Raw genomic sequence first — 18519 nt, forward strand, 5'->3', positions numbered from 1 at the left:
GATTTCAGAACAAACCCTGAAACCTTTGCGCGTGTTCTATTTTAGTTCCCGAAAATTGTCAACTTATCCCGAGGGTTATGGGGATGGCCGTAAAATGGAGTGCTCACGAACAATGGGAAATCTTCCTCGAAGGCTCTTCGCGCGCCTCTCACCCTTGGCCAAGCGCGTCGTGCCGCGGCCCATCCTTCGTTTCCTGTTGCTGCATGTGCTGGGGGTAAATCGGCCCTATGCCGAACTGGGCAATCTTGCCAGCCGGAGATGCCTGGAGGGCGAAATCCTGCCCTGGGTCGGCGCCCGGTATGCGAACGTCCTGTTCGTCGGTGCCGCGCCCTACACGCACCACTATGAAAAGCTGTTCCGCCGCGGCCAGTACACCACCCTCGACAGCCATCCCAGCACCGCCGTGTGGGGTGCCGCCGATCATATCCGGGCGCCAGTCCAGGACATCAACCGGCACCGCCGTCCCGGTTCGTTCGATTGTGTGATCCTGAACGGTGTTTTCGGATTCGGCGTCGATACCGTGACCGATCAGCGTGCCGTGATTGAAGCATTGCACCAGGCAATGCGTCCGGGAGCCTTCCTCGTCGTCGGATGGAACACCGATCGCCATGGCGATCCCGAGGCCTTGGGCCTGTTCGAGCCGTTTTTCGAGCGCAATGCCGAGGCGCCGTGGGCGAAGCGTCGGACATTCGCCGGCGAAACCCACGTCTACGATTTCTATCGGCGCCGACCTTAGCGCGCCTCAGTAGCCGCCGAGCCCATCGAGATCGATGACCTGAACGGTGTCGCCGGCCTTGCGCGCCGGGTCATGTGCCGGCCGCACAAGAAACGCCTGGGACGCGGCGAGGACCGACAGCATCGAACTGTCCTGGATCTTGTGGGGCGTCACGGTGAGCGTGCCGTCGGCCTCGCGGACAAGGCCCGCCCGGACATAGTCCTCGCGCGTGTCGTTCTGCTTGAGGTCCACGCCGACGATCGCCGGAACGGTCTCGACCAGCGCGCCGGGCTGGCCCAGCAGGCGCTCCAGGGCCGGTTTCAGGAACAGCAGCGCGCAGACCATGGTCGAGACGGGATTGCCGGGCAGGCCGAGAACGCGGGCGCGATCCCGAGCGGCGAACATCAATGGTTTTCCGGGACGCATGGCAATTCGCCAGAAATCCAGAGTGAAACCTTGGGCCTTCAACGCGCCCTGCACGAGGTCGTGCTCGCCGACCGAGGCGCCACCCAGGGTCACCAGCAGGTCGTGCTGGGTGCCGGCGGCGATCCGCTCCTCGATGAGCGTTGAGTCGTCGTGGGCGATGTCGAACAAGGTCGGTTCACCGCCCCACAGCCGGACGAGAGCGGCCACGGCAATACCGGATGAGGAGATGATCTGATTGCGACCGATCGGCTCGCCCGGCATGACGAGTTCGTCGCCGGTGGAGAGGATCGCGACCCGGGGCTTACGATGAACGGACAGCCACGGCACATTCATCGCCGCCGCCAGGGCGATATCGCGTGTCGTCAGGGTACGCCCGGCGACGAACGGCCTGTCTCCAACCTGGAAATCCAGTCCGGCCCGGCGAATGTGCCGGCCCGGTGTCGGGGCTTCGAGGATGGTGATGGTCTCGCCGTCGGCCTTAGTGTCTTCCTGGATGACGATCGAATCGGCACCCATGGGGACCGGCGCCCCGGTGAAGATGCGCACCGTTTCGCCCGGCTGCAGCGCATGATCGTAGGAGCCGCCGGCCGGGGAGCGGCCGACCAGTTTCAACGTCGTTGGAGCGGCAGGCACGTCCTCCGCGCGCACGGCATACCCATCCATGGCCGAGAGATCGGCCGGGGGCTGGGCGAGGCGGGCCGTGGGCGGCGTGGCAAGGACACGGCCAGCCGCCTCAGAAACGGAGACCAGCTCCGCCGGCAGGGCGGAGAAGGTTGCCGTCACGCGCGCATGGGCCTCCCGGACAGTGAGCATCGCGATACCTTACTATCTTGGGGCGTCGAACGTTCCCGACTTGCCGCCCGATTTGTGCAGCAGCCTGACGTCGGAAATCACCATGCCGCGATCGACGGCCTTGCACATGTCGTAGACGGTCAGGGCGGCGACCGAGGCTGCGGTCAGCGCCTCCATCTCGACTCCCGTTTGACCCTTGAGCCTGCAGGATGCCTCGATGTCCACCGCGCGACGCTTGGCGTCGAGTGTGAGCTTGAGCTCCACCGCCGAGAGCGACAGGGGATGGCAAAGCGGGATGAGATCGGCCGTCCTCTTGGCCGCCATGATCCCGGCGAGCTGCGCCACGGCGAGGACGTCGCCCTTGGCGGCCTTCTTGTCCCTGATGAGCTTCAAGGTGGAAGCCTGCATGACGACGCTGGCCTTGGCGACGGCGATGCGCTCGGTCACCGCCTTTGTCCCGACATCGACCATGTGCGCGTTACCGCGGGCATCGAAATGGCTAAGCCGGCGCGCCTGCTTGCTCATGCCGCTTTTGCCAGGATTTCGCGGACAGCGGCCTCGACGTCGGGCTTTCTCATGAAGCTCTCGCCGATCAGGAAGGCCGAAGCACCGACCTTGGCCATGCGTGCCAGGTCGGCAGACGTCGCAAGGCCGCTTTCGGCAACCAGCACCCGATCCTTCGGTACTCGGGGCGCGAGCTGTTCGGTGACCGCGAGATCGACGGCGAGCGTCTTCAGGTTGCGGTTGTTGATGCCGATCAGGTCGCTGTCGACCTTGAGGGCCCGTTCGAGTTCGTCGCCATCGTGCACCTCGACGAGCACGTCCATGCCGCAGAGATGGGCCAGACGCGCCAGTTCGGCAGCCAACTGGTCGTCGAGGCAGGCCATGATCAGCAGGATGCAGTCCGCACCCAGAGCACGGGCCTCGAACACCTGATACGGGTCGATCATGAAATCCTTGCGCAAGGCCGGCAGCGCCGTGGCGGCTCGGGCCTGCGTCAGGAACTCGTCCTTGCCCTGGAAGTACGGCCCGTCCGTCAGCACCGACAGACAAGTGGCGCCGCCGCGCTCATAGGCGCGGGCGAGGGACGGAGGATCGAAGTCGGGACGAATGAGCCCCTTGCTGGGGGAGGCCTTCTTGATCTCGGCGATCAGGCCGTACCGTCCGGCGGCAATGGCGGCCTTGAGCGCCAGGGCGAACCCGCGCGGCGCTTCCATGGCCTTCGCGGCCTTCTCGATATCGCCCTGTGACCGCCGCTCGCGGCAGGCGGCCACATGGCGGCGCTTGTCGTCGACGATCTTGGCCAGCGTGTCGCTCATGCGCAGATCCTTTGCAACGCGGTGAGGGTGGCCGCGGCCTTGCCGCTGTCGATCGAGCGGGCGGCGAGGGCGGCGCCTTCCGCCAGGTCCTTGGCCTTGCCGGCGACCATGATGGCCGCCGCGCTGTTCAGCAACACGATATCGCGGAAGGCGTTGCGCTCGCCGGCCAGGACCTTCTTGATCTCCTCGGCATTGTGGGCGGCGTCGCCGCCTTTCAGCAGCTCGATCGATACCCGCTTCACGCCGATTTCCTCCGGCGCGATCTCGAATTCGGTCACCTTGCCATTGTCGAGCAAGGCGACCCAGCTCTTGGTCGTCGTGGTCAATTCGTCCATCCCGTCCTGACCATGCACGACCATCGCTCGTTCCAGGCCGAGCTGACCCAGCGCCTCGGCCACCGGCCTGAGCCAGCGCCGGTCGAACACGCCGACGAGCTGACGCTTGACCAGGGCCGGGTTCGACATCGGGCCAAGCAAATTGAAGATGGTGCGCGAGGGCGCAAGCTCCACCCGCGGCCCCGCCACATTGCGCATGGCGCTGTGATGTCGGGGAGCCATCAGGAAGCAGACATTGGCTTCCAGGAGCGCCTTCTCCAGCGTCTCGATCGGCAGTTCGAGATTGATGCCAAGGGCGCCCAGCACATCGGCCGCGCCGGACTTGGACGTGAAGGCCCGATTGCCGTGCTTGGCGACGGGGATGCCGGCACCGGCCACCACGAAGGCCGAACAGGAGGAAACGTTGTAGGTGCCGTGATGGTCGCCGCCGGTCCCCACGATGTCGATCGCCCCGTCGGGGGCATGGACACGCAGGACCTTGGCCCGCAAGACCCGCGCGCCGCCGGCCAGTTCGTCGGCCGTCTCGCCGCGTACCTTCAGCGCCATCAGGAAAGCGCCCATTTGCGCCGGCGTGGCGTCACCGCTTGTCATAATGTCGAAGGCGCGTTCGGCCTCGTCCACACTCAGCGCCTGCCCGTTGCCTACTTTTGCCAGCAGGCTGCGAAAATCGTCGATATCGCCGCTCACTCGGACCCCGAATCTTCGTCCCGTGTTGTTTTGCCCCTTGCCGGCTTCACCGGAGGGCGCGTAGCTATATCACATGGCTGAAGAACTCATCCTCAAGGTCACTGGCATGGATTGCGACGGCTGCGTGAAGGCCGTGACCCGCGCGGCCACCGGAGCCGGCACCGCACCTTTGTCCGTCGACCTCAAGAGCGGGGAAATGCGCCTTCCCGCCGGGGCCGATGTGGCTGCCATCACCCGCGCCATCCAGCGCGCGGGCTTCGGCGTCGCCGCCTCGTAAATATCTGTTTTCTCAGGAAAAACAGCCCTGACACCAGGGCTGGCGTCGGCTTTATGCCGCTTTCCGCTTTTGCTGGGACGGATGCTCACCGGCAATCTTGAGGAAGTTCTCAAGGATCTTGTGGCCATGTTCCGAGGCGATGCTCTCGGGATGGAACTGGACGCCATGGATCGGCAGGGTCTTGTGACGCAGCCCCATGATGACGTCGCCGGTCTGGGCGGTAACCTCGAGTTCCTGCGGCAAGCTGGCGCGCTCGACCACCAGTGAGTGATAGCGCGTTGCCTGGAACGGTGACGGAACGTCCTCGAACACGCTTTGGCCCTTGTGCTCGATCGGTGACAGCTTGCCGTGCATGGGGGCGGCGGCCCGCACGACCTTGCCGCCGAACACCTGGCCGATCGCCTGATGTCCCAGACAGACGCCAAAAAGCGGAACCTGCGCCTTGGCAGCCACTTTGATCAGGTCCATGCAGATGCCGGCCTCGTTGGGTGTGCAGGGACCGGGAGACAGGACGATCGCGTCCGGTTTCAGGGCCATCGCCGCGTCGACCGTGATCTGGTCGTTCCGGTGAACGGCACAGTACGCCCCAAGATCGCCCAGAAAGTGCACAAGGTTGTAAGTGAAACTGTCGTAGTTATCGATCAAAAGCAGCACATGGCACCTGTTTCGGGGTTCGGGCTATTGTCCCGGAAACGGCGCCTGAAGGAAAGAAGACTGTGAGCGTCCTGACTTCCGCCCGTGGCGCAGCCGACAACTTTTCCGACTGGCTCAGCTCCATTTTCGGGGGGCAGGCACGCCGGCTCTTCCGCATGCAGAGCCGGCTTCGATCCAACGAGCCGGTCCAGATCCTGGTTTGCGCCCTGACCGGATTGGTGATCGGCGCTCTGGTCGCCGGACTGCGTTGGCTCGTCGATTTGCTGCATCAGCTGAGCTTCAATCTGTCGGGAGAACATTCGCTCAGCACCGGTATCGATGTGGATCCGCTGCGAATCCTGGTCGTCCCCCTGATCGGTGGACTGGTCATCGGCGTGTCCGCCCTCATCATGCGACGGCTGCGACCGAAGGAGATCGTCGACCCGATCGAGGCCAACGCGCTGCATGGCGGCATCATGTCGATGCTGGACAGCCTGCGACTGCTGGTGGCCACCATCACCTCGAATGCCGCCGGCGCGGCCGTTGGAATGGAAGCGGGCTACAGCCAGCTCGGGGCGGGTATCCTGGCCAAGGTTGGCCAGTATTTCCGGCTGCGTCGGAACGATCAGCGCATCTTCGTCGGCGCCGGTGCGGCGGCCGCGATCGCTGCCGCTTTCAACGCCCCTTTTGCCGGTGCCTTCTATGGCTACGAGCTGATCCTGGGGGATTATTCGGTCCGCGCGCTCGCTCCCGTCGCCACGGCGGCGCTGGCAGGGACTTTCGCCGAACGGGCCCTGATCGATCCGGAGCCCATCTTCAGCGTCGAGCAATTCTTCCATTTCGATCTGAAGGTCTATTTCCTGTTCGGGCTCCTGGGCGTGTGCGCCGCCGGATTCAGCGTGCTGGCCATGCAATCGGTGACCTGGGTCGAACGGGCGCTCCGGCGGCTGCCCTTGCCGCAGTGGCTGCGCCCCGCCATCGGCGGCGTGCTGCTGTCGGCCATTGCCATTCTGGTACCCCAGGTACTGGGCAGCGGACACGGGGCCATCCAGCTCATGTTCGATCGGAATGTGACGCTGCAGACCTTCCTGCTGCTTCTCGTCGCCAAGCTCGTGGCCTCGGCGGTCTCGCTGGGCTCGGGCTTTCGCGGCGGCATGTTCAGCGCCTCGCTGTTCCTGGGCTGCCTGTTCGGCGGGGCCTTCGCCGGCCTCGCCGGCCTCGTCCTGCCGCAGGTGAACGAGCTGCAATCGGCCCTGATGATGGTCGGTATGGGCGCCGTGGCGGCCGCCATCATCGGCGCGCCCCTGACCATGGTCTTTCTCGTGCTGGAAGGGACCGGCAGCTTCGCCATGATGGTGGCGGTCATGGTCGGGGTCGTCATTGCCTCGAGCATCGTGCGGCTGACTTTCGGCTACTCCTTCTCGACCTGGCGTTTCCACCAGCGCGGCCTCGGCATCCGCAGTCCCCATGACATCGGCTGGCTGGCCGATCTGTCGGTCGGCCGGCTCATGCGCAGCGATGCACCAGTCGTGCCGGAGAACATGCCTTTGCGCCAGTTGCGGGAGAGGTTCCCCCCAGGCAGCGCCAAGTATGTGTTCGTGGTTTCGGAGAAGGGGATCTACATCGGCATGCTGAGCAGCGCCGATCTCCATGATTCGCAGCACAACGAAAAGCTGGATACCCGTTTTGCACGAGACCTGGCATCCGACGGCGATCTTTTCCTGCTGCCCTACGAAAATGTCCGGACGGCGCTGTCCCGGTTCGAGGACAAGGAGGTCGAGACCCTGCCGGTCCTGACGTCGTCTGCCGACCGCTCCATCGTCGGCTATCTGTCGGAACAGTATGCGCTGCGTCGCTACAATCAGGAGCTCGAACGCCGGCGATCCGCCGATCTGGGTGAACGGGACATGTTCTCGGTCGCGGACAAGCAGATGTAACGCGTCCTGCGGTGACTTCCCACTTGGCCTGAGGGTAATGTACGGCATGACGTCCGTCGTGCCCTTCCTGACCGTGCTCCTGCTCGCCGTACCGGTCTTCGCCCAGGTCAATTGCACGGCCACCATGGAGCCTATCGACACCGCAGCGCCATCACAGATGAGCCCGGTGGAATTCACCCATGCGATTGCCGCTCGCGAGATCGCGATGGCCAAGGCCTTCGCGACCTATGGATACATTGCGGAGATCGATGTCCAGACGTTGCAGGGCGACGTCGTTGACGGGGCTTTCCATCGCAAGGCCAAGGTGGGGTTCGACGCGTCGGGCACCAAGGCGGTGAAGAATCTTGAGCCGGTCACCAACACGCTCACTCGGCTGCGGCTGTCCGACAAGGACGTCGAAGGCCTCGTGTCTCCGCCCTTCGCGATCACCGCCGACAACCTTGCCGAAAAGGACGCTGTCTATTCGGGCCGCCAGCTGATCGACGACCACAACACCAGCGTGTTCGACCTTCTTCCCCGGAACGAACAGGCTCCAGTGCGAGGATTCATCGGTCGAGTCTGGGTTTGGACCAGCAAGAGCACCGTGCTGAAGACTTGCGGTCGATCTTCCGGATTCCCCGTGGGGCCGTTCCGTTACGAGATCGTCCGAGGCAAGGTGGGCGAAGAGAACTGGTTTCCCGTTCTGATTCGCGCCGACGAGGATATGCGGGTCGGCGACAACGACGTCCACGTACGGGTGACGGCCAAGTACTCCGACTACGCCGCGCGTTGATCCTGCCGCGGCTTGGCAGGCGGCGCGTCGCCGCAGCAATTGTCATCGTTTCCGCTCTTGTGTTGGCGAACACTCCGGCGTTCTTCTAGTACCTGTGTCTACCCGGAACCTCGAACCGCTCCTCAGCCCCCGGTCCATCGTCGTCATTGGCGCGAGTGCCCAGCCTCGCACTGTCGGCGCTGCAGTTACACACAACCTTCTCGCCGGGGGCTTCAAGGGCGATCTGCGCCTCGTGAACATCAAGGGCGGCGAGGTCGAGGGGCGCCCGGTCCTGCGCAGCCTGTCCGAATTGCCAGCGCCGGCCGACCTGGCCGTGATCATGACACCGGCACCGACAGTGCCGGCACTGATCCACGAGCTCGGTCGGCAGGGCACGAGGGTGGCCGTCGTGATCAGCGCCGGTCCCGGAACCGGTCCGGATGCGACCGAGATCAATGCGCACTGGCGGCGGCAGCTGCTCGAAGCGGCGCATCCGTTTCTGTTGCGTATCGTGGGTCCGAATTGCATTGGCTACGCAGCGCCGAAGATCGGACTCAATGCCAGTTTTGGCCCGGGCAAATTGAGGAGCGGACGCCTGGCGGCGGTGGCCCAATCCGGCGCTGTGCTCGCAGGCCTGGTCGATTGGGGTATCGCGCAGGGCATCGGCTTTTCCCATCTCTTCTCGATGGGGGATATGGCCGATGTCGATTTCGGCGACGTGCTGGACATTCTGGCGAGCGATTACGAAACGCGCGCCGTCCTCATGTATGTCGAGGGCATCTCCCATGCCCGCAAGTTCATGTCGGCGGCGCGAGGCGTCGCACGGTTGAAACCCGTGATCGTGTTGAAGGCGGGGCGACATGCGCCTGCAGCGCAGGCCGCTGCATCGCATACGGGATCCATGGCGGGGTCGGCGGCTGTCTACGAAGCCGCTTTCGCGCGCGCGGGCCTGGTGAGCGTGACGGGGCTCGGCGAACTGTTCGACGCCGCCGAGACCCTGGGCCATGGCCTTCTGCCGCGAACCGAGCGGCTGGCGATCATGACCAATGGTGGCGGCGCGGGCATCATCGCGACTGATCTGCTGATGGACGAAGGCGGGCAACTGGCGACGCTTCAGGCCGAAACGGTGGAGCGCCTGAATCAGGCTCTGCCGCGCATCTGGTCGCACGGCAATCCGGTGGACATTGTCGGCGACGCCGACGGTGCTCGCTATGCCAAGGTGCTGGATATCCTGGCCGATGACCGCGATGTCGGTGCGGTGCTGGCGATGAACGTGCCGACCGCGCTGTCCTCGTCGGAGGAAGTGGCGCGCGCCGTCGTCGGTGCCGCCGGACGCAAGCTCGTGCCGGTGATCGGCTGCTGGGTGGGTGGACCACAGGCGGAGGCGGGCCGGCGTGCGCTGCACGATGGTGGATTGCCGGCTTTCGATACGCCGCTGCGGGCCGTGCGCGGCTTCATGCATATCGTCGATTATCGACGGGGCCAGCGCGCGCTGCAACGGACGCCACCCTCCATCTCGGAGCTGCGCTCTGACACTGCGGCGGTCCGGGCGATTGTCCAGGCGGCATTGGCTGATGGACGCAGCGTGCTGACCGAACCCGAGTCGAAGCGTGTCCTCGCTGCCTATGGCGTTCCTGTCGTGTCGACGGAGGTTGCGAGGGATGCGGCGGAGGCGATGGCGATCGCGTCACGCATGGGCTTTCCCGTCGCGGTCAAGGTGCTGTCGCGTGACATCGCGCACAAGTCAGATATTGGCGGCGTCGCCCTCGACCTCGTCTCCGAACAGGCGGTCGCCGACGCCGTGCGCGAGATTTCAGGCAAGGCGCTGGTGATGGCCAATCGCGCGCGCATCGATGGCTTTGTGGTCCAGCCGATGATCAGGCGGCCGAATGCCACCGAACTGATCGTCGGCGCGGCGGAGGATCAGGTGTTCGGTCCAATCCTGATGGTCGGCCATGGCGGCGTTGCGGCCGAGGTGATCGACGACAAGGCGCTGGCCTTGCCGCCGCTCGATCCAGTGCTGGCGGAGAGTGCGCTGAGCCGGACCCGCGTCGATCGCCTGCTGCGCGGCTATCGTGGACGGCCGGCGGCGGCGCGCGATGCCGTTGCGGAGGCGATGGTGCGGCTGTCGCAGCTCATTGCCGACATCGACGAGATCGCCGAATTCGATGTCAATCCGCTGCTGGCCGATGCCGACGGGGTGATCGCTCTCGATGCGCGGATCGTCGTGCGCAAGCCGGTCGGGCAGGAACGTGCCGCGCGCTTCGCCATTCGGCCCTATCCGGTCGAACTCGAAACCGATATCGAGCACCGCGGTCAGCGCCTGCATATCCGGCCGATCCGTCCCGAAGACGAAAACATGCTGAACGATTTTACGCGACGCATGACGCCGGAAGATATCCGACTGCGGTTCTTCGGCCCTCTGCGCGAACTTAGCCACGAGATGGCGGCGCGGCTGACGCAGATCGATTACGATCGTGAGATGGCATTCATGCTCCTCGATGGAGCAGAGCTGTTGGGTGTCGGTCGTCTCGCTGCGGATCCGGATTTCGAACAGGCGGAGTTCTCCTTGATCGTCGCTTCAAGTCGACAGGGAAGGGGCTACGGCGAGCTGCTGCTGCGCCACGTCGTCGACTATGCGCGGACCCGCGGCATCAAGCGCGTCATCGGCCATGTACTGCGCGAGAATCACCGCATGCTCGATCTTACGGAGCGGGTGGGCTTCAAGCGACAACCAGGCCGTGCGGGTCATCCCGACATCAATGTGCTCAAGGTTGTCGATTGATTGTATGTTTTGTTTTTTCGGGCGATCGGAAACAAGGCAAAATAATGGCGGTCGGCCAAGGGGTTAGAAGCACCATCTCCAATGGCGTCTAGAAAGAACAGAAGCAGGAAGGCGAACAGAAGGAGTCCGAAGGCGGCCGCCACGTGGCGGGACCGGGTGACGTGGCGTTATCGCGGTCTCCTGCAATGGGTCGCGGATCATCGCTGGCACTCTGTCGCGGCGGGCTTGCTGCTCCTGTTCGCAGGCAGCATCCCCTTGGGCTATTGGCTCGGCACCAAACTCGACTCGGTCGATCGCGACCGTGTGGTGCGCGAAACGTTGTCCGAAATGAAGCAGGAGGGCGGCTCCCAGCCACCGGCCAAGTACGCGCGGATCGAGGACATTCCGGGATTGCCGCAATATACCGAGGCGGAGCCCGGGCAGATACGAGCCACCGTCGAAGACAAGCCACGAGGCGCGCCCAAGCCAGCGCCTCAGCTGGCGGCCCTGGCACCCGGTGAGTTGCCGCCGTGGCGACGTTACGCGGTACCGTTCCGCGATCTCAACAGCCGGCCGCTGATCACCATCGTCATCGACGATGTCGGCCTCGACCGTCCGCGCTCGAAGCGTGCTTGGGAGTTGCCGGGACCGATCACGCTGTCGTTCCTGCCCTACGCCAAGGACCTGCGCGAGCAGGCAAAGACGGCGCGCGCGCACGGCAACGAGCTGATGCTGCATATGCCGATGGAACCCACCGGCCATGCCGATCCCGGGCCCAATGCCTTGCTGGTCTCTCTCAACGACGGCGACATCCGCCAACGCGTGGTGGCCGACCTCGACAGCTTCGACGGCTATGTCGGCGTGAACAACCATATGGGCAGCCGGTTCACGGCCTACAGGCCGGGCATGGAGATCGTGCTGCGGATCTTCAAGACGCGCGGCCTGCTGTTTCTCGATTCCCGCACGACGGCACAGACGGTGGGCGAGTCGCTGGCGCAGGAACTGGGCGTGCCCAGCATCAACCGGAACGTCTTTCTCGACGACGACGAATCGCTCGGCGCCGTGAAGCGCAAGCTCGCCGAGACGGAGGAGGTGGCGCGGCGCCAGGGCTTCGCCGTCGCCATCGGCCATCCTCACGAAAACACCTTGCAGGCGCTGGCCGAGTGGCTGCCCGGCGTCTCAGCCAAGGGCTTCGCCCTCGCGCCGCTGACGGCGGCATTGCGCAAACGCAACGGCTGGGATTGAGTGTCGCCAACGTAAGTTGGAGGACAAGACGGTGCGTTATCACAAGCAGGCGATGATCGTGGCGCCGCAACCGGAAGCGACGGAGGCGGGCGCCGATGTGCTGCGCGAGGGCGGCAATGCTGTCGATGCGGGCATCGCCTGCGCGCTCGTGCAGGGCGTGGTCGATCCGCAGATGTGCGGCATCGCGGGGTTCGGCAGCTGCGGCATCTACATGCCGGGCAAGAACTTCCACGGCTATATCGACGCGCATGCGCCGGCGCCGCTGGCGGCGCGACCGGACATGTGGGCCGGCCTGATCGAGAGCGAGGCGCGGGACGGCTATGGCTTCATCCTGAAGGGTCGCGTCAACGACATCGGCTACCAGTCGATCTGCGCACCGGCCAACCTCAAGATGTATTACGAGGCGCACCAGGAGCATGGCAGCTTGCCGTGGTCACGCATCGTCGAGCCGGCCATCCATTGGGCGGAGAATGGCTGGACGGTACGGCCGCACGTGCATTTCTGGTGGTCGGACCAGGGCACCTTCGGCCGAGCGCCAAATTACGAGCGCACCGGATTCACGCCGGCGGCACGTGCACTCTATTGCCGGCCTGACGGAACGCCCAAGCGGGTTGGCGACGTCGTGGTGAATCGTGACTACGGCAATACCTTGCGGGCCATTGCCAAAGGCGGCGCGGATGTCTTCTACAGCGGCGAGATCGCCCACACGATCGCGGTCGATATGAAGAAGAACGATGCGCTTCTGTCGATCGAGGATCTGAGGGCCTGGCGCACGGTGCGCAACGCGCCGCTGTGGGGCGACTATCGCGGCTACAAGGTCTCGACCAACCAACCGCCGGGCGGCGGGGTGATGCTGATCGAGATGCTGAACATCCTGGAGAACTTCGATCTCGCCAATCTGGAGCACAACAGCGCCGACTATATCCGGCTCGTCTCCGAGGCCATGAAGCGCGCCACCATCGACAAGGATGCCCATGTCGGCGATCCGAAGTTCGTCAAGGTGCCGGTCGAGCGGCTCACCTCCAAGGCCTACGCGAAGGAGATGGCGGACGAGATCAGGCGCGGCGTGAAGGCAAACGTGCCGCGCTTCAATTCGGGCGCCGTCAGCAAGGACACCACACATATCTCGGTCCTCGACAAGAACGGCAACTGCTTCTCGATGACCCATTCGTTGGGTATGCCATCCGGCGTCATCACCCCGGGACTGGGCTTCATGTACAACGGCTGCATGGGCGTGTTCGATCCGCGGCCGGGGCGGGCCGGCTCGATCGCGCCGGGCAAGGCCCGGTTCAGTTCCGTCGTGCCGTCGATCGTCTTCAAGGACGGCAAGCCGCATCTGGTCATCGGGGCCCCTGGTGCAACACAGATCGCCATGGGCGTGCTGCACGTGATCCTGAATGCGCTGGACTTCGACATGACCATGGTCGAAGCGGTCAGCGCACCGCGCTTCTCGGCAACGTCGGACGCCGTCGATATTTCGAACCGAATCCAGTTCCGGGTCGAGCGCGAGCTGCACGCGCAGGGCTATCCGGTCGTGCGCAGCCCGTACGGGTTCGGCTTCGCCGCCGTCCACGGCATCCGCATCCACGAAGATGGCCTCGATGGCGGCGCCGATCCGGGCCACGACGGCGTGGTGATCGCGGTTTAGGGGGCCGTGAGCCCGGGCGGGGGACGTCTGGCGTTCGTCGCCTGCTCATAGGCGTAGGCGAAGCGCAGCAACTTCGCCTCGCTCCAGGCCCGGCCGGTGAAGGTGACACCGAGAGGATAGTCGGGCGTTTCCCTGTCGCCGACGCCGGAAATGAAGCCGCCCGGAACCTGTACGCTGGGATAGCCGGGCTTGGCGGCGATCGTCGCACCGGTGGTCCCAGGAAACAGCACGGCATCCAGCTTGTGGCGATTCATGTAGGCATCGAGGCCGCGCTCCTTGGCGGCCAGCAAATCCATGGCGCGAGCAGAATGATACTCTAGTTCGGACAGATCGCCCTTGGTCGCTTGCGCAGCGCCTTGTCGGCATTGGCCTTGTTGAAGGCGATGACGTCGGCCAACGTCTTGATCCTGGTGCCGGTGGCCCAATCGCGCAGATAAAGGTTGAGGTCGTGCTTCAGCTCGTAAAGGAACACGAGCGAGGCCGTGCCGGGCGTGCCTTTGTTGACGCCGAGCGGATTGCGATTGAGCACCGCCATCGTCGTACCGGGTCCGCCGATCCATCCGATTTCGGGAATGGCGGCGTGTACGACCGTGGCGCCGAGATCCTGCAGCACCTTGATGGCCTGCGCCATGACCTCCTTCGAGCGCTGTGGCAGGGGACCATAGAAGGGATCGTTCAGGGGATCGTCCGGATCGCTCGGAATGCCGATGCGCGCGCCCTTCAAGCCCTCCTTGTCCAGGCCGGTCGTGTAGTCCTGCGGCCTCTGCTGGTGCTGCGTCACAGGATCGTGCGGATCAGGCGCCGCCAGCACGTTCAGCAGGATCGCCGCATCGCGTACGGTGCGTGTCATCGGGCCAGCCGTATCCTGGCTGTGCGAGATCGGGATGATGCCGCTGCGGCCGATCAAGCCAACGGTCGGCTTAACGGTCACGACCCCGTTCTGGGTCGCCGGGCTGAGCAGTGAGCCCGAGGTCTCGGTGCCGATGGCCGCAGCGCACAGGCCAGCCGCGACGGCGACCGCCGAGCCGGCACTCGAGCCGCCGGGCTGCACGACCGGGACGATCTCGTCGACCATCAGGCTCGGCGCGTACGGGTTTTTCACCTGGCCGCCGAGCGAGCTGTAGCCCGACGGCATGCCGATCGCGAGGATGTTGGCGAACTCGGTCAGGTTGGCCTTGCCCAGGATGACCGCGCCGGCGGCGCGCAGCTGTTTCACGACCGTCGAGTCGTTCCTGGCCCCCGCACCGTCGAGCGCGAGCGATCCCGCGGTCGTGTGCTGCTTGTCGCCGGTCGCGATATTGTCCTTCACCAGGATCGGCACGCCGGCGAGCGGTTGCTTGGTGGACGGCTTCACGCCATCCAAGCGGGCGGCAATCGGCAGGGCGTCTGGATTGACCTCGCGGACCGAATTGAGGCGCGGGCCGGCACGGTCGTACGCCTCGATACGCGCCAGATAGGCCTGCGTGAGGGCGCTCGACGTGATCGTCCCTGCAGCCAGCGCCTGCTGCACATCGGCAAGGGAGGCGTTGTCGATGGCAACGCCGCCTTGCGCCGAAGCTGATGTCGACGCGATGGCGCCGATGACGAGAGGGAGCGTGGCCAGTTCGCGGCGGGTCACGCCATCGGCACCCACGACTTTGGTCCGATTTCCTTTCGCTTCTTCCACCGCGTCGCTCCTCCATGCCCCTCTACACGCCCTTCTACACGGGCATGGTCCGTTTTTGATGGGCACGCCCGATCTTGGCAACTTCGGCATTATGCCCGCTGATGACCCGGACACCTTCGTCGAGGCGCTGGGCGATGGTCTCCGGCGTGGCGCCTTCCAGGAAGGCGAGCTTGTTCTTGCGGCAGGCGGCGAAGATCCGGGCGCGTGCTTCCTCCATCTCGGCCGGATAGGGGCGGCGCTGCAGGCTCGTATAGCCGAGCGCCAGGCCGAGATCGCCCGGTCCGAGCTCGGCGAATCCCAATCCAGGCGTCGACAGGATTTCCTCGCAATGAGCGACGCCTGGCGGGCTTTCGATCTTTACACCGAGCAGGAGCTCGCCATCGGCGGCAAGGGGCCAGGGTTCACACCGGGCAAAATACTCTTGCTGATCAATGCCCCAGACCGGAGCAGCCGTTGGTTCCGAGCCGCGGCCTCGCGAGCCGATGCCGATCTTGTCGGCAGCAGCTTTATGATGCGGGAAGCGGCAAGCTCGCACGAACTCGCGTACGGCTTCTCCTGATTCGGCCTGGCACAGCAGGATGCCGTGCACGCCTCGGCCCAGGATCTGTCGGAACTGCCAGGCATTGAAGGCGACATTCGGCCCGTCGGTGCCGTTGACCGGCGCCTCGACGATGATCGCCGGCGTGCGATGGCCCGACGCGGTCGGACCGCCGTCGACCAGCCCGCGCATGTATTCGGCCAGGCCCGTCATGTCGAAGGCGCCATGCTCCATGCCGACATTGATGTAATCGGCCCAGGTCCGGGCATCCTTGCGGCCCTGTTCGTAGGTGAGCACGTGACCGGTGTGTGGTCCGTCGTAATAGATTGCCTGGTCGGCTTCGAGGAGTTCGATCGCGCGGTTGATGCGTTTGGCCATGCCGCTCCTCCGTGGTGGATGTGTCTATGCAGACGTCCTGATGTCGTTTCGATGGTGCATGCAGAGCGCGTCCCCGAGTTTTCTGATGGCGGGATCGATCTCCTCGTCCGGCGTGCCTGCGTAGCCCAGAATAAGCCCCTGGACCTTGCGACGGTCAGAATAGCATTCCGACAGTGGCGCTACGCTTACAGACAGTGCGGCGGCCGCGGCGGTTGCATCGCGGTCGTTGAAGACCGGGTCGAGGTCGGGATGAGGGCGAGCAATGAGATGCATGCCTCCGGCATCGCGAGCGATCTCGAGCAATCCTGCAAGGTGACGGTCCGCGGCCTCGATCAGCGCCTGTTGGCGCTTGGCGTACAGGAGCCGCGTGCGCCGGAGGTGTATGCCCAGGTGGCCATCGGCGATGAAGCGGGCGAGGGCGCCTTGGCCCAGGAGCGAGGCCCGGTCGGGAAGGCTGGCCATGATCTTTTCCGCGGCCGGTACAAGCGCCTGAGGCAGGACCAGGAAGCTCAAACGCAGGGCCGGAAAGAGGAGCTTCGAGAAGCTGCCGAGATAGGCAACGCGATCGGATCGATCGAGGGCGCGCAGCGGCGCGAGGGGTCGCCCCGAGTAGCGATACTCGCCGTCGAAATCGTCCTCGACGATCCAGCCACCGGAACGCTCGGCCCAGCTCAGCAGGGCCAGGCGTCGCTGCAGGCTCAGTACGGTCCCGAGCGGGAACTGGTGCGACGGCGCGACTACCGCGAGGCGGGCATCGGGAGCCATGGACAAGGCCGCCTCGACGTCGAATCCGGCCGCGTCGATGGGCACGCCCACTGCCTTCACGTCCGCCCAGGCAAGGGCCTCGCGCGTTCCGCGGAAGCAGGGCTCCTCGATCCAGACTTGTTCGTCCGGGTCGAGCACGATCCGAGCGACGACATTCAGGCTCTGGCGGACGCCCGATGTAACGACGACTGTGCGCGGATCGCAGCCGAAGCCGCGCGCCATGCCGAGATAGGCCGCGATCGCCGACCGCAGTCCGGCGTGGCCAAACGGATGCGGCGCGCCCGCCACTTCCCATGCCGGGTTGCGCCATTCCTGATCGAGCAGTTTCGCCCACAAGGGGAAAGGAAAGGCATGTCGGTCGGGTTGGCCGAGCGGAAAGGCGGTCGCCTGATCGGCGAACGGCGCCTGTGGTGGTGGCTCCCGAAGCAAGAGCGTCCGACCGCGCCGGGATAGGCCTGGCGGCTTCGCACTGGCCGGCGATGGACGGCCTTCGATCGCAGGCGTTACCAGCATCTCGTCGGGGAGATTGGCGGCAACCCACAGACCGGAACCAGCGCGGGCCACCAGGTAGCCCTCGGCAATGAGCTGGTCGAGGGCGGTCAGCACCGTTCCCCGGGCGCAGTTCAACTCGTCGGCCATCAGGCGTGAAGACGGCAGCGACGTGCCTGGCGCCAGGCGTCTTTCGAGGATGGCGCGGCGCAGTTGCTCGCCGATCTGCCGATGCAGCGGATCGGGGCCTGCCGGATCGAGCGCCAGACCGAGCGGAGGCGCCTTGCGGGCGTGTCGTCTCATAACTGGTCCAATATGATTTCGCCAAATTGGCTCTTTCGTATGGACCATATTGGCATCACCTTCCGCCGCGCAATAACCTTCGTGTGGAGTTCGGTGCGATGAGCGATGTGGTGGATGCCGAGGCGGACAAGGCTGGGTCGAGCTTTCCCGTTTCTGCAGTCAACAAGGTCAAGCGTGTCCACGAACGCGGTCGCTACGACAAGAAGACGATCTACGAAATCCTCGACGCCGCCCTCATCTGTCATATCGCCTACGTGATCGACGGTCGGCCGTACTGCACGCCGACCAGCTTCTGGCGCGAGGGCGACCATCTCTACTGGCACGGCTCGTCGGCCAGCCGGATGATCCGCACCCAGGGACAGGGCGTCGACGTCTGCCTCACGGTGACCCATCTCGATGCTCTCGTGATGGCGCGCTCGGGCTTCCATCACTCGGTGAACTATCGCGCCGTCATGGCCTTCGGGAAGGCGCATATCATCGACGATCCCGAACAGAAGCTGAAGCTGATGGACCGTTTCATCGATCGCATTTATCCCGGCCGCTCCAAGCTCATCCGCCAGCCCAACAAGCAAGAGTTCAAGGCCACCACGATGATGGGCATGGAGATCGAGACCGCTTCGGGCAAGATCCGCAGCACGCATGTGGGCGACGAGGAAGAGGATTATGCTGCGGTACCCGCCTGGTCGGCGCTCTATCCCGTGACGCAGGTGCTGGGTGAACCGTCCGATTGTCCACGACAGCTCCCGGGCCTCACGCGACCGGACGACATGGCCGATTTCGTGCCGGGTGCGCGCCTCGACGAGGTCATGACTAAAACCTACAAGCGGACCTTTGGCGGCTGAAGCCCGCTT

The 18519-nt window shown here is 64.9% G+C and carries 17 protein-coding genes; 8 read left to right on the forward strand and 9 right to left on the reverse strand.

Annotation, left to right across the window (positions count from 1 at the left end; translation table 11 throughout):
• Positions 1 to 112: 112 nt before the first annotated feature.
• Positions 113 to 736 carry a class I SAM-dependent methyltransferase gene (locus B5D62_RS06180; protein ID WP_139373735.1) on the forward strand — a complete coding sequence of 208 codons (624 nt, stop codon included), beginning with the start codon at positions 113 to 115 and terminating at the stop codon, positions 734 to 736.
• Positions 737 to 742: 6 nt separating this feature from the next.
• Here the strand turns inward: B5D62_RS06180 and B5D62_RS06185 are convergent, their stop codons facing one another.
• Genes B5D62_RS06185 through trpD form a run of 4 tightly spaced genes read right to left on the reverse strand, consistent with a single transcriptional unit; the run spans position 743 to position 4262 of the window.
• Complete coding sequence (locus B5D62_RS06185) at positions 743 to 1954, reverse strand: molybdopterin molybdotransferase MoeA (RefSeq protein ID WP_085932901.1); 1212 nt, start codon at positions 1952 to 1954, stop codon at positions 743 to 745.
• Positions 1955 to 1966: 12 nt separating this feature from the next.
• Complete coding sequence (moaC, locus tag B5D62_RS06190) at positions 1967 to 2458, reverse strand: cyclic pyranopterin monophosphate synthase MoaC (RefSeq protein ID WP_085932902.1); 492 nt, start codon at positions 2456 to 2458, stop codon at positions 1967 to 1969.
• On the reverse strand, positions 2455 to 3252 hold the full coding sequence (gene trpC, locus B5D62_RS06195; RefSeq protein ID WP_085932903.1) for an indole-3-glycerol phosphate synthase TrpC: 798 nt from the start codon (positions 3250 to 3252) through the stop codon (positions 2455 to 2457). The genes moaC and trpC overlap by 4 nt, the downstream gene beginning before the upstream one ends.
• A complete protein-coding gene (trpD, locus tag B5D62_RS06200; RefSeq protein ID WP_085933545.1) occupies positions 3249 to 4262 on the reverse strand; it encodes an anthranilate phosphoribosyltransferase in 1014 nt (337 codons plus the stop codon). The genes trpC and trpD overlap by 4 nt, the downstream gene beginning before the upstream one ends.
• Positions 4263 to 4347: 85 nt before the next feature.
• Here trpD and B5D62_RS06205 point away from each other — a divergent pair, with 85 nt between their 5' ends.
• The gene (locus tag B5D62_RS06205) at positions 4348 to 4551 is read left to right on the forward strand and encodes a heavy-metal-associated domain-containing protein (RefSeq protein ID WP_085932904.1); all 204 of its coding nucleotides are present in this window, start codon (positions 4348 to 4350) and stop codon (positions 4549 to 4551) included.
• Between the two features lie 51 nt (positions 4552 to 4602).
• Here B5D62_RS06205 and B5D62_RS06210 read toward each other — a convergent pair whose 3' ends face one another.
• On the reverse strand, positions 4603 to 5205 hold the full coding sequence (locus B5D62_RS06210; RefSeq protein WP_085932905.1) for an anthranilate synthase component II: 603 nt from the start codon (positions 5203 to 5205) through the stop codon (positions 4603 to 4605).
• Between the two features lie 62 nt (positions 5206 to 5267).
• On the opposite strand from B5D62_RS06210, the gene B5D62_RS06215 reads away from it, so the two are divergent.
• The 5 genes from B5D62_RS06215 to ggt all read left to right on the forward strand — a co-directional run bounded on the left by B5D62_RS06215 (position 5268) and on the right by ggt (position 13529).
• A complete protein-coding gene (locus tag B5D62_RS06215) occupies positions 5268 to 7121 on the forward strand; it encodes a chloride channel protein (protein ID WP_085932906.1) in 1854 nt (617 codons plus the stop codon).
• Between the two features lie 46 nt (positions 7122 to 7167).
• Positions 7168 to 7893: a hypothetical protein gene (locus B5D62_RS06220; RefSeq protein WP_139373736.1), complete on the forward strand. Its 726-nt coding sequence runs from the start codon at positions 7168 to 7170 to the stop codon at positions 7891 to 7893.
• A 94-nt stretch (positions 7894 to 7987) separates the two neighbouring features.
• The gene (locus B5D62_RS06225) at positions 7988 to 10657 is read left to right on the forward strand and encodes a bifunctional acetate--CoA ligase family protein/GNAT family N-acetyltransferase (protein ID WP_085932908.1); all 2670 of its coding nucleotides are present in this window, start codon (positions 7988 to 7990) and stop codon (positions 10655 to 10657) included.
• A gap of 156 nt (positions 10658 to 10813) precedes the next feature.
• Positions 10814 to 11881, forward strand: a complete 1068-nt coding sequence (locus tag B5D62_RS06230; protein ID WP_231714723.1) for a divergent polysaccharide deacetylase family protein — start codon at positions 10814 to 10816, stop codon at positions 11879 to 11881.
• A gap of 52 nt (positions 11882 to 11933) precedes the next feature.
• Positions 11934 to 13529 (forward strand): gamma-glutamyltransferase, encoded by a 1596-nt coding sequence (ggt, locus tag B5D62_RS06235; RefSeq protein WP_085933547.1) that lies wholly within the window; start codon positions 11934 to 11936, stop codon positions 13527 to 13529.
• Here the strand turns inward: ggt and B5D62_RS33705 are convergent.
• Genes B5D62_RS33705 through pdxR form a run of 4 tightly spaced genes read right to left on the reverse strand, consistent with a single transcriptional unit; the run spans position 13526 to position 17668 of the window.
• Positions 13526 to 13825, reverse strand: coding sequence for a hypothetical protein (locus B5D62_RS33705; protein WP_218190955.1), 300 nt, complete (start codon positions 13823 to 13825; stop codon positions 13526 to 13528). The two genes, ggt and B5D62_RS33705, sit on opposite strands and share 4 nt — an antisense overlap.
• A gap of 20 nt (positions 13826 to 13845) precedes the next feature.
• A complete protein-coding gene (locus B5D62_RS06240) occupies positions 13846 to 15195 on the reverse strand; it encodes an amidase family protein (RefSeq protein WP_218190956.1) in 1350 nt (449 codons plus the stop codon).
• Between the two features lie 34 nt (positions 15196 to 15229).
• Positions 15230 to 16111 (reverse strand): aldolase/citrate lyase family protein, encoded by an 882-nt coding sequence (locus tag B5D62_RS06245; protein ID WP_085932909.1) that lies wholly within the window; start codon positions 16109 to 16111, stop codon positions 15230 to 15232.
• 24 nt (positions 16112 to 16135) lie between these two features.
• Positions 16136 to 17668 carry a MocR-like pyridoxine biosynthesis transcription factor PdxR gene (pdxR, locus tag B5D62_RS06250; protein WP_085932910.1) on the reverse strand — a complete coding sequence of 511 codons (1533 nt, stop codon included), beginning with the start codon at positions 17666 to 17668 and terminating at the stop codon, positions 16136 to 16138.
• A gap of 98 nt (positions 17669 to 17766) precedes the next feature.
• Here pdxR and B5D62_RS06255 point away from each other — a divergent pair, with 98 nt between their 5' ends.
• Complete coding sequence (locus B5D62_RS06255) at positions 17767 to 18510, forward strand: pyridoxamine 5'-phosphate oxidase family protein (protein WP_085933548.1); 744 nt, start codon at positions 17767 to 17769, stop codon at positions 18508 to 18510.
• The last annotated feature ends 9 nt before the right edge of the window (positions 18511 to 18519 follow it).

Origin of the sequence: Enhydrobacter aerosaccus, from assembly GCF_900167455.1 — a bacterium.
GTDB classification, from domain to species: domain Bacteria; phylum Pseudomonadota; class Alphaproteobacteria; order Reyranellales; family Reyranellaceae; genus Reyranella; species Reyranella aerosaccus.

Excerpts from the sequence above, each read along its gene's own strand:
- B5D62_RS06180 (WP_139373735.1), top strand. The coding sequence starts at position 113 with ATGGGAAATCTTCCTCGAAGGCTCTTCGCGCGCCTCTCACCCTTGGCC.
- B5D62_RS06245 (WP_085932909.1), bottom strand. The coding sequence starts at position 16,111 with ATGGCCAAACGCATCAACCGCGCGATCGAACTCCTCGAAGCCGACCAG.
- pdxR (WP_085932910.1), bottom strand. The coding sequence starts at position 17,668 with ATGAGACGACACGCCCGCAAGGCGCCTCCGCTCGGTCTGGCGCTCGAT.
- B5D62_RS06185 (WP_085932901.1), bottom strand. The coding sequence starts at position 1,954 with ATGCTCACTGTCCGGGAGGCCCATGCGCGCGTGACGGCAACCTTCTCC.
- moaC (WP_085932902.1), bottom strand. The coding sequence starts at position 2,458 with ATGAGCAAGCAGGCGCGCCGGCTTAGCCATTTCGATGCCCGCGGTAAC.
- trpC (WP_085932903.1), bottom strand. The coding sequence starts at position 3,252 with ATGAGCGACACGCTGGCCAAGATCGTCGACGACAAGCGCCGCCATGTG.
- B5D62_RS33705 (WP_218190955.1), bottom strand. The coding sequence starts at position 13,825 with ATGGATTTGCTGGCCGCCAAGGAGCGCGGCCTCGATGCCTACATGAAT.
- B5D62_RS06255 (WP_085933548.1), top strand. The coding sequence starts at position 17,767 with ATGAGCGATGTGGTGGATGCCGAGGCGGACAAGGCTGGGTCGAGCTTT.
- B5D62_RS06220 (WP_139373736.1), top strand. The coding sequence starts at position 7,168 with ATGACGTCCGTCGTGCCCTTCCTGACCGTGCTCCTGCTCGCCGTACCG.
- ggt (WP_085933547.1), top strand. The coding sequence starts at position 11,934 with ATGATCGTGGCGCCGCAACCGGAAGCGACGGAGGCGGGCGCCGATGTG.
- B5D62_RS06205 (WP_085932904.1), top strand. The coding sequence starts at position 4,348 with ATGGCTGAAGAACTCATCCTCAAGGTCACTGGCATGGATTGCGACGGC.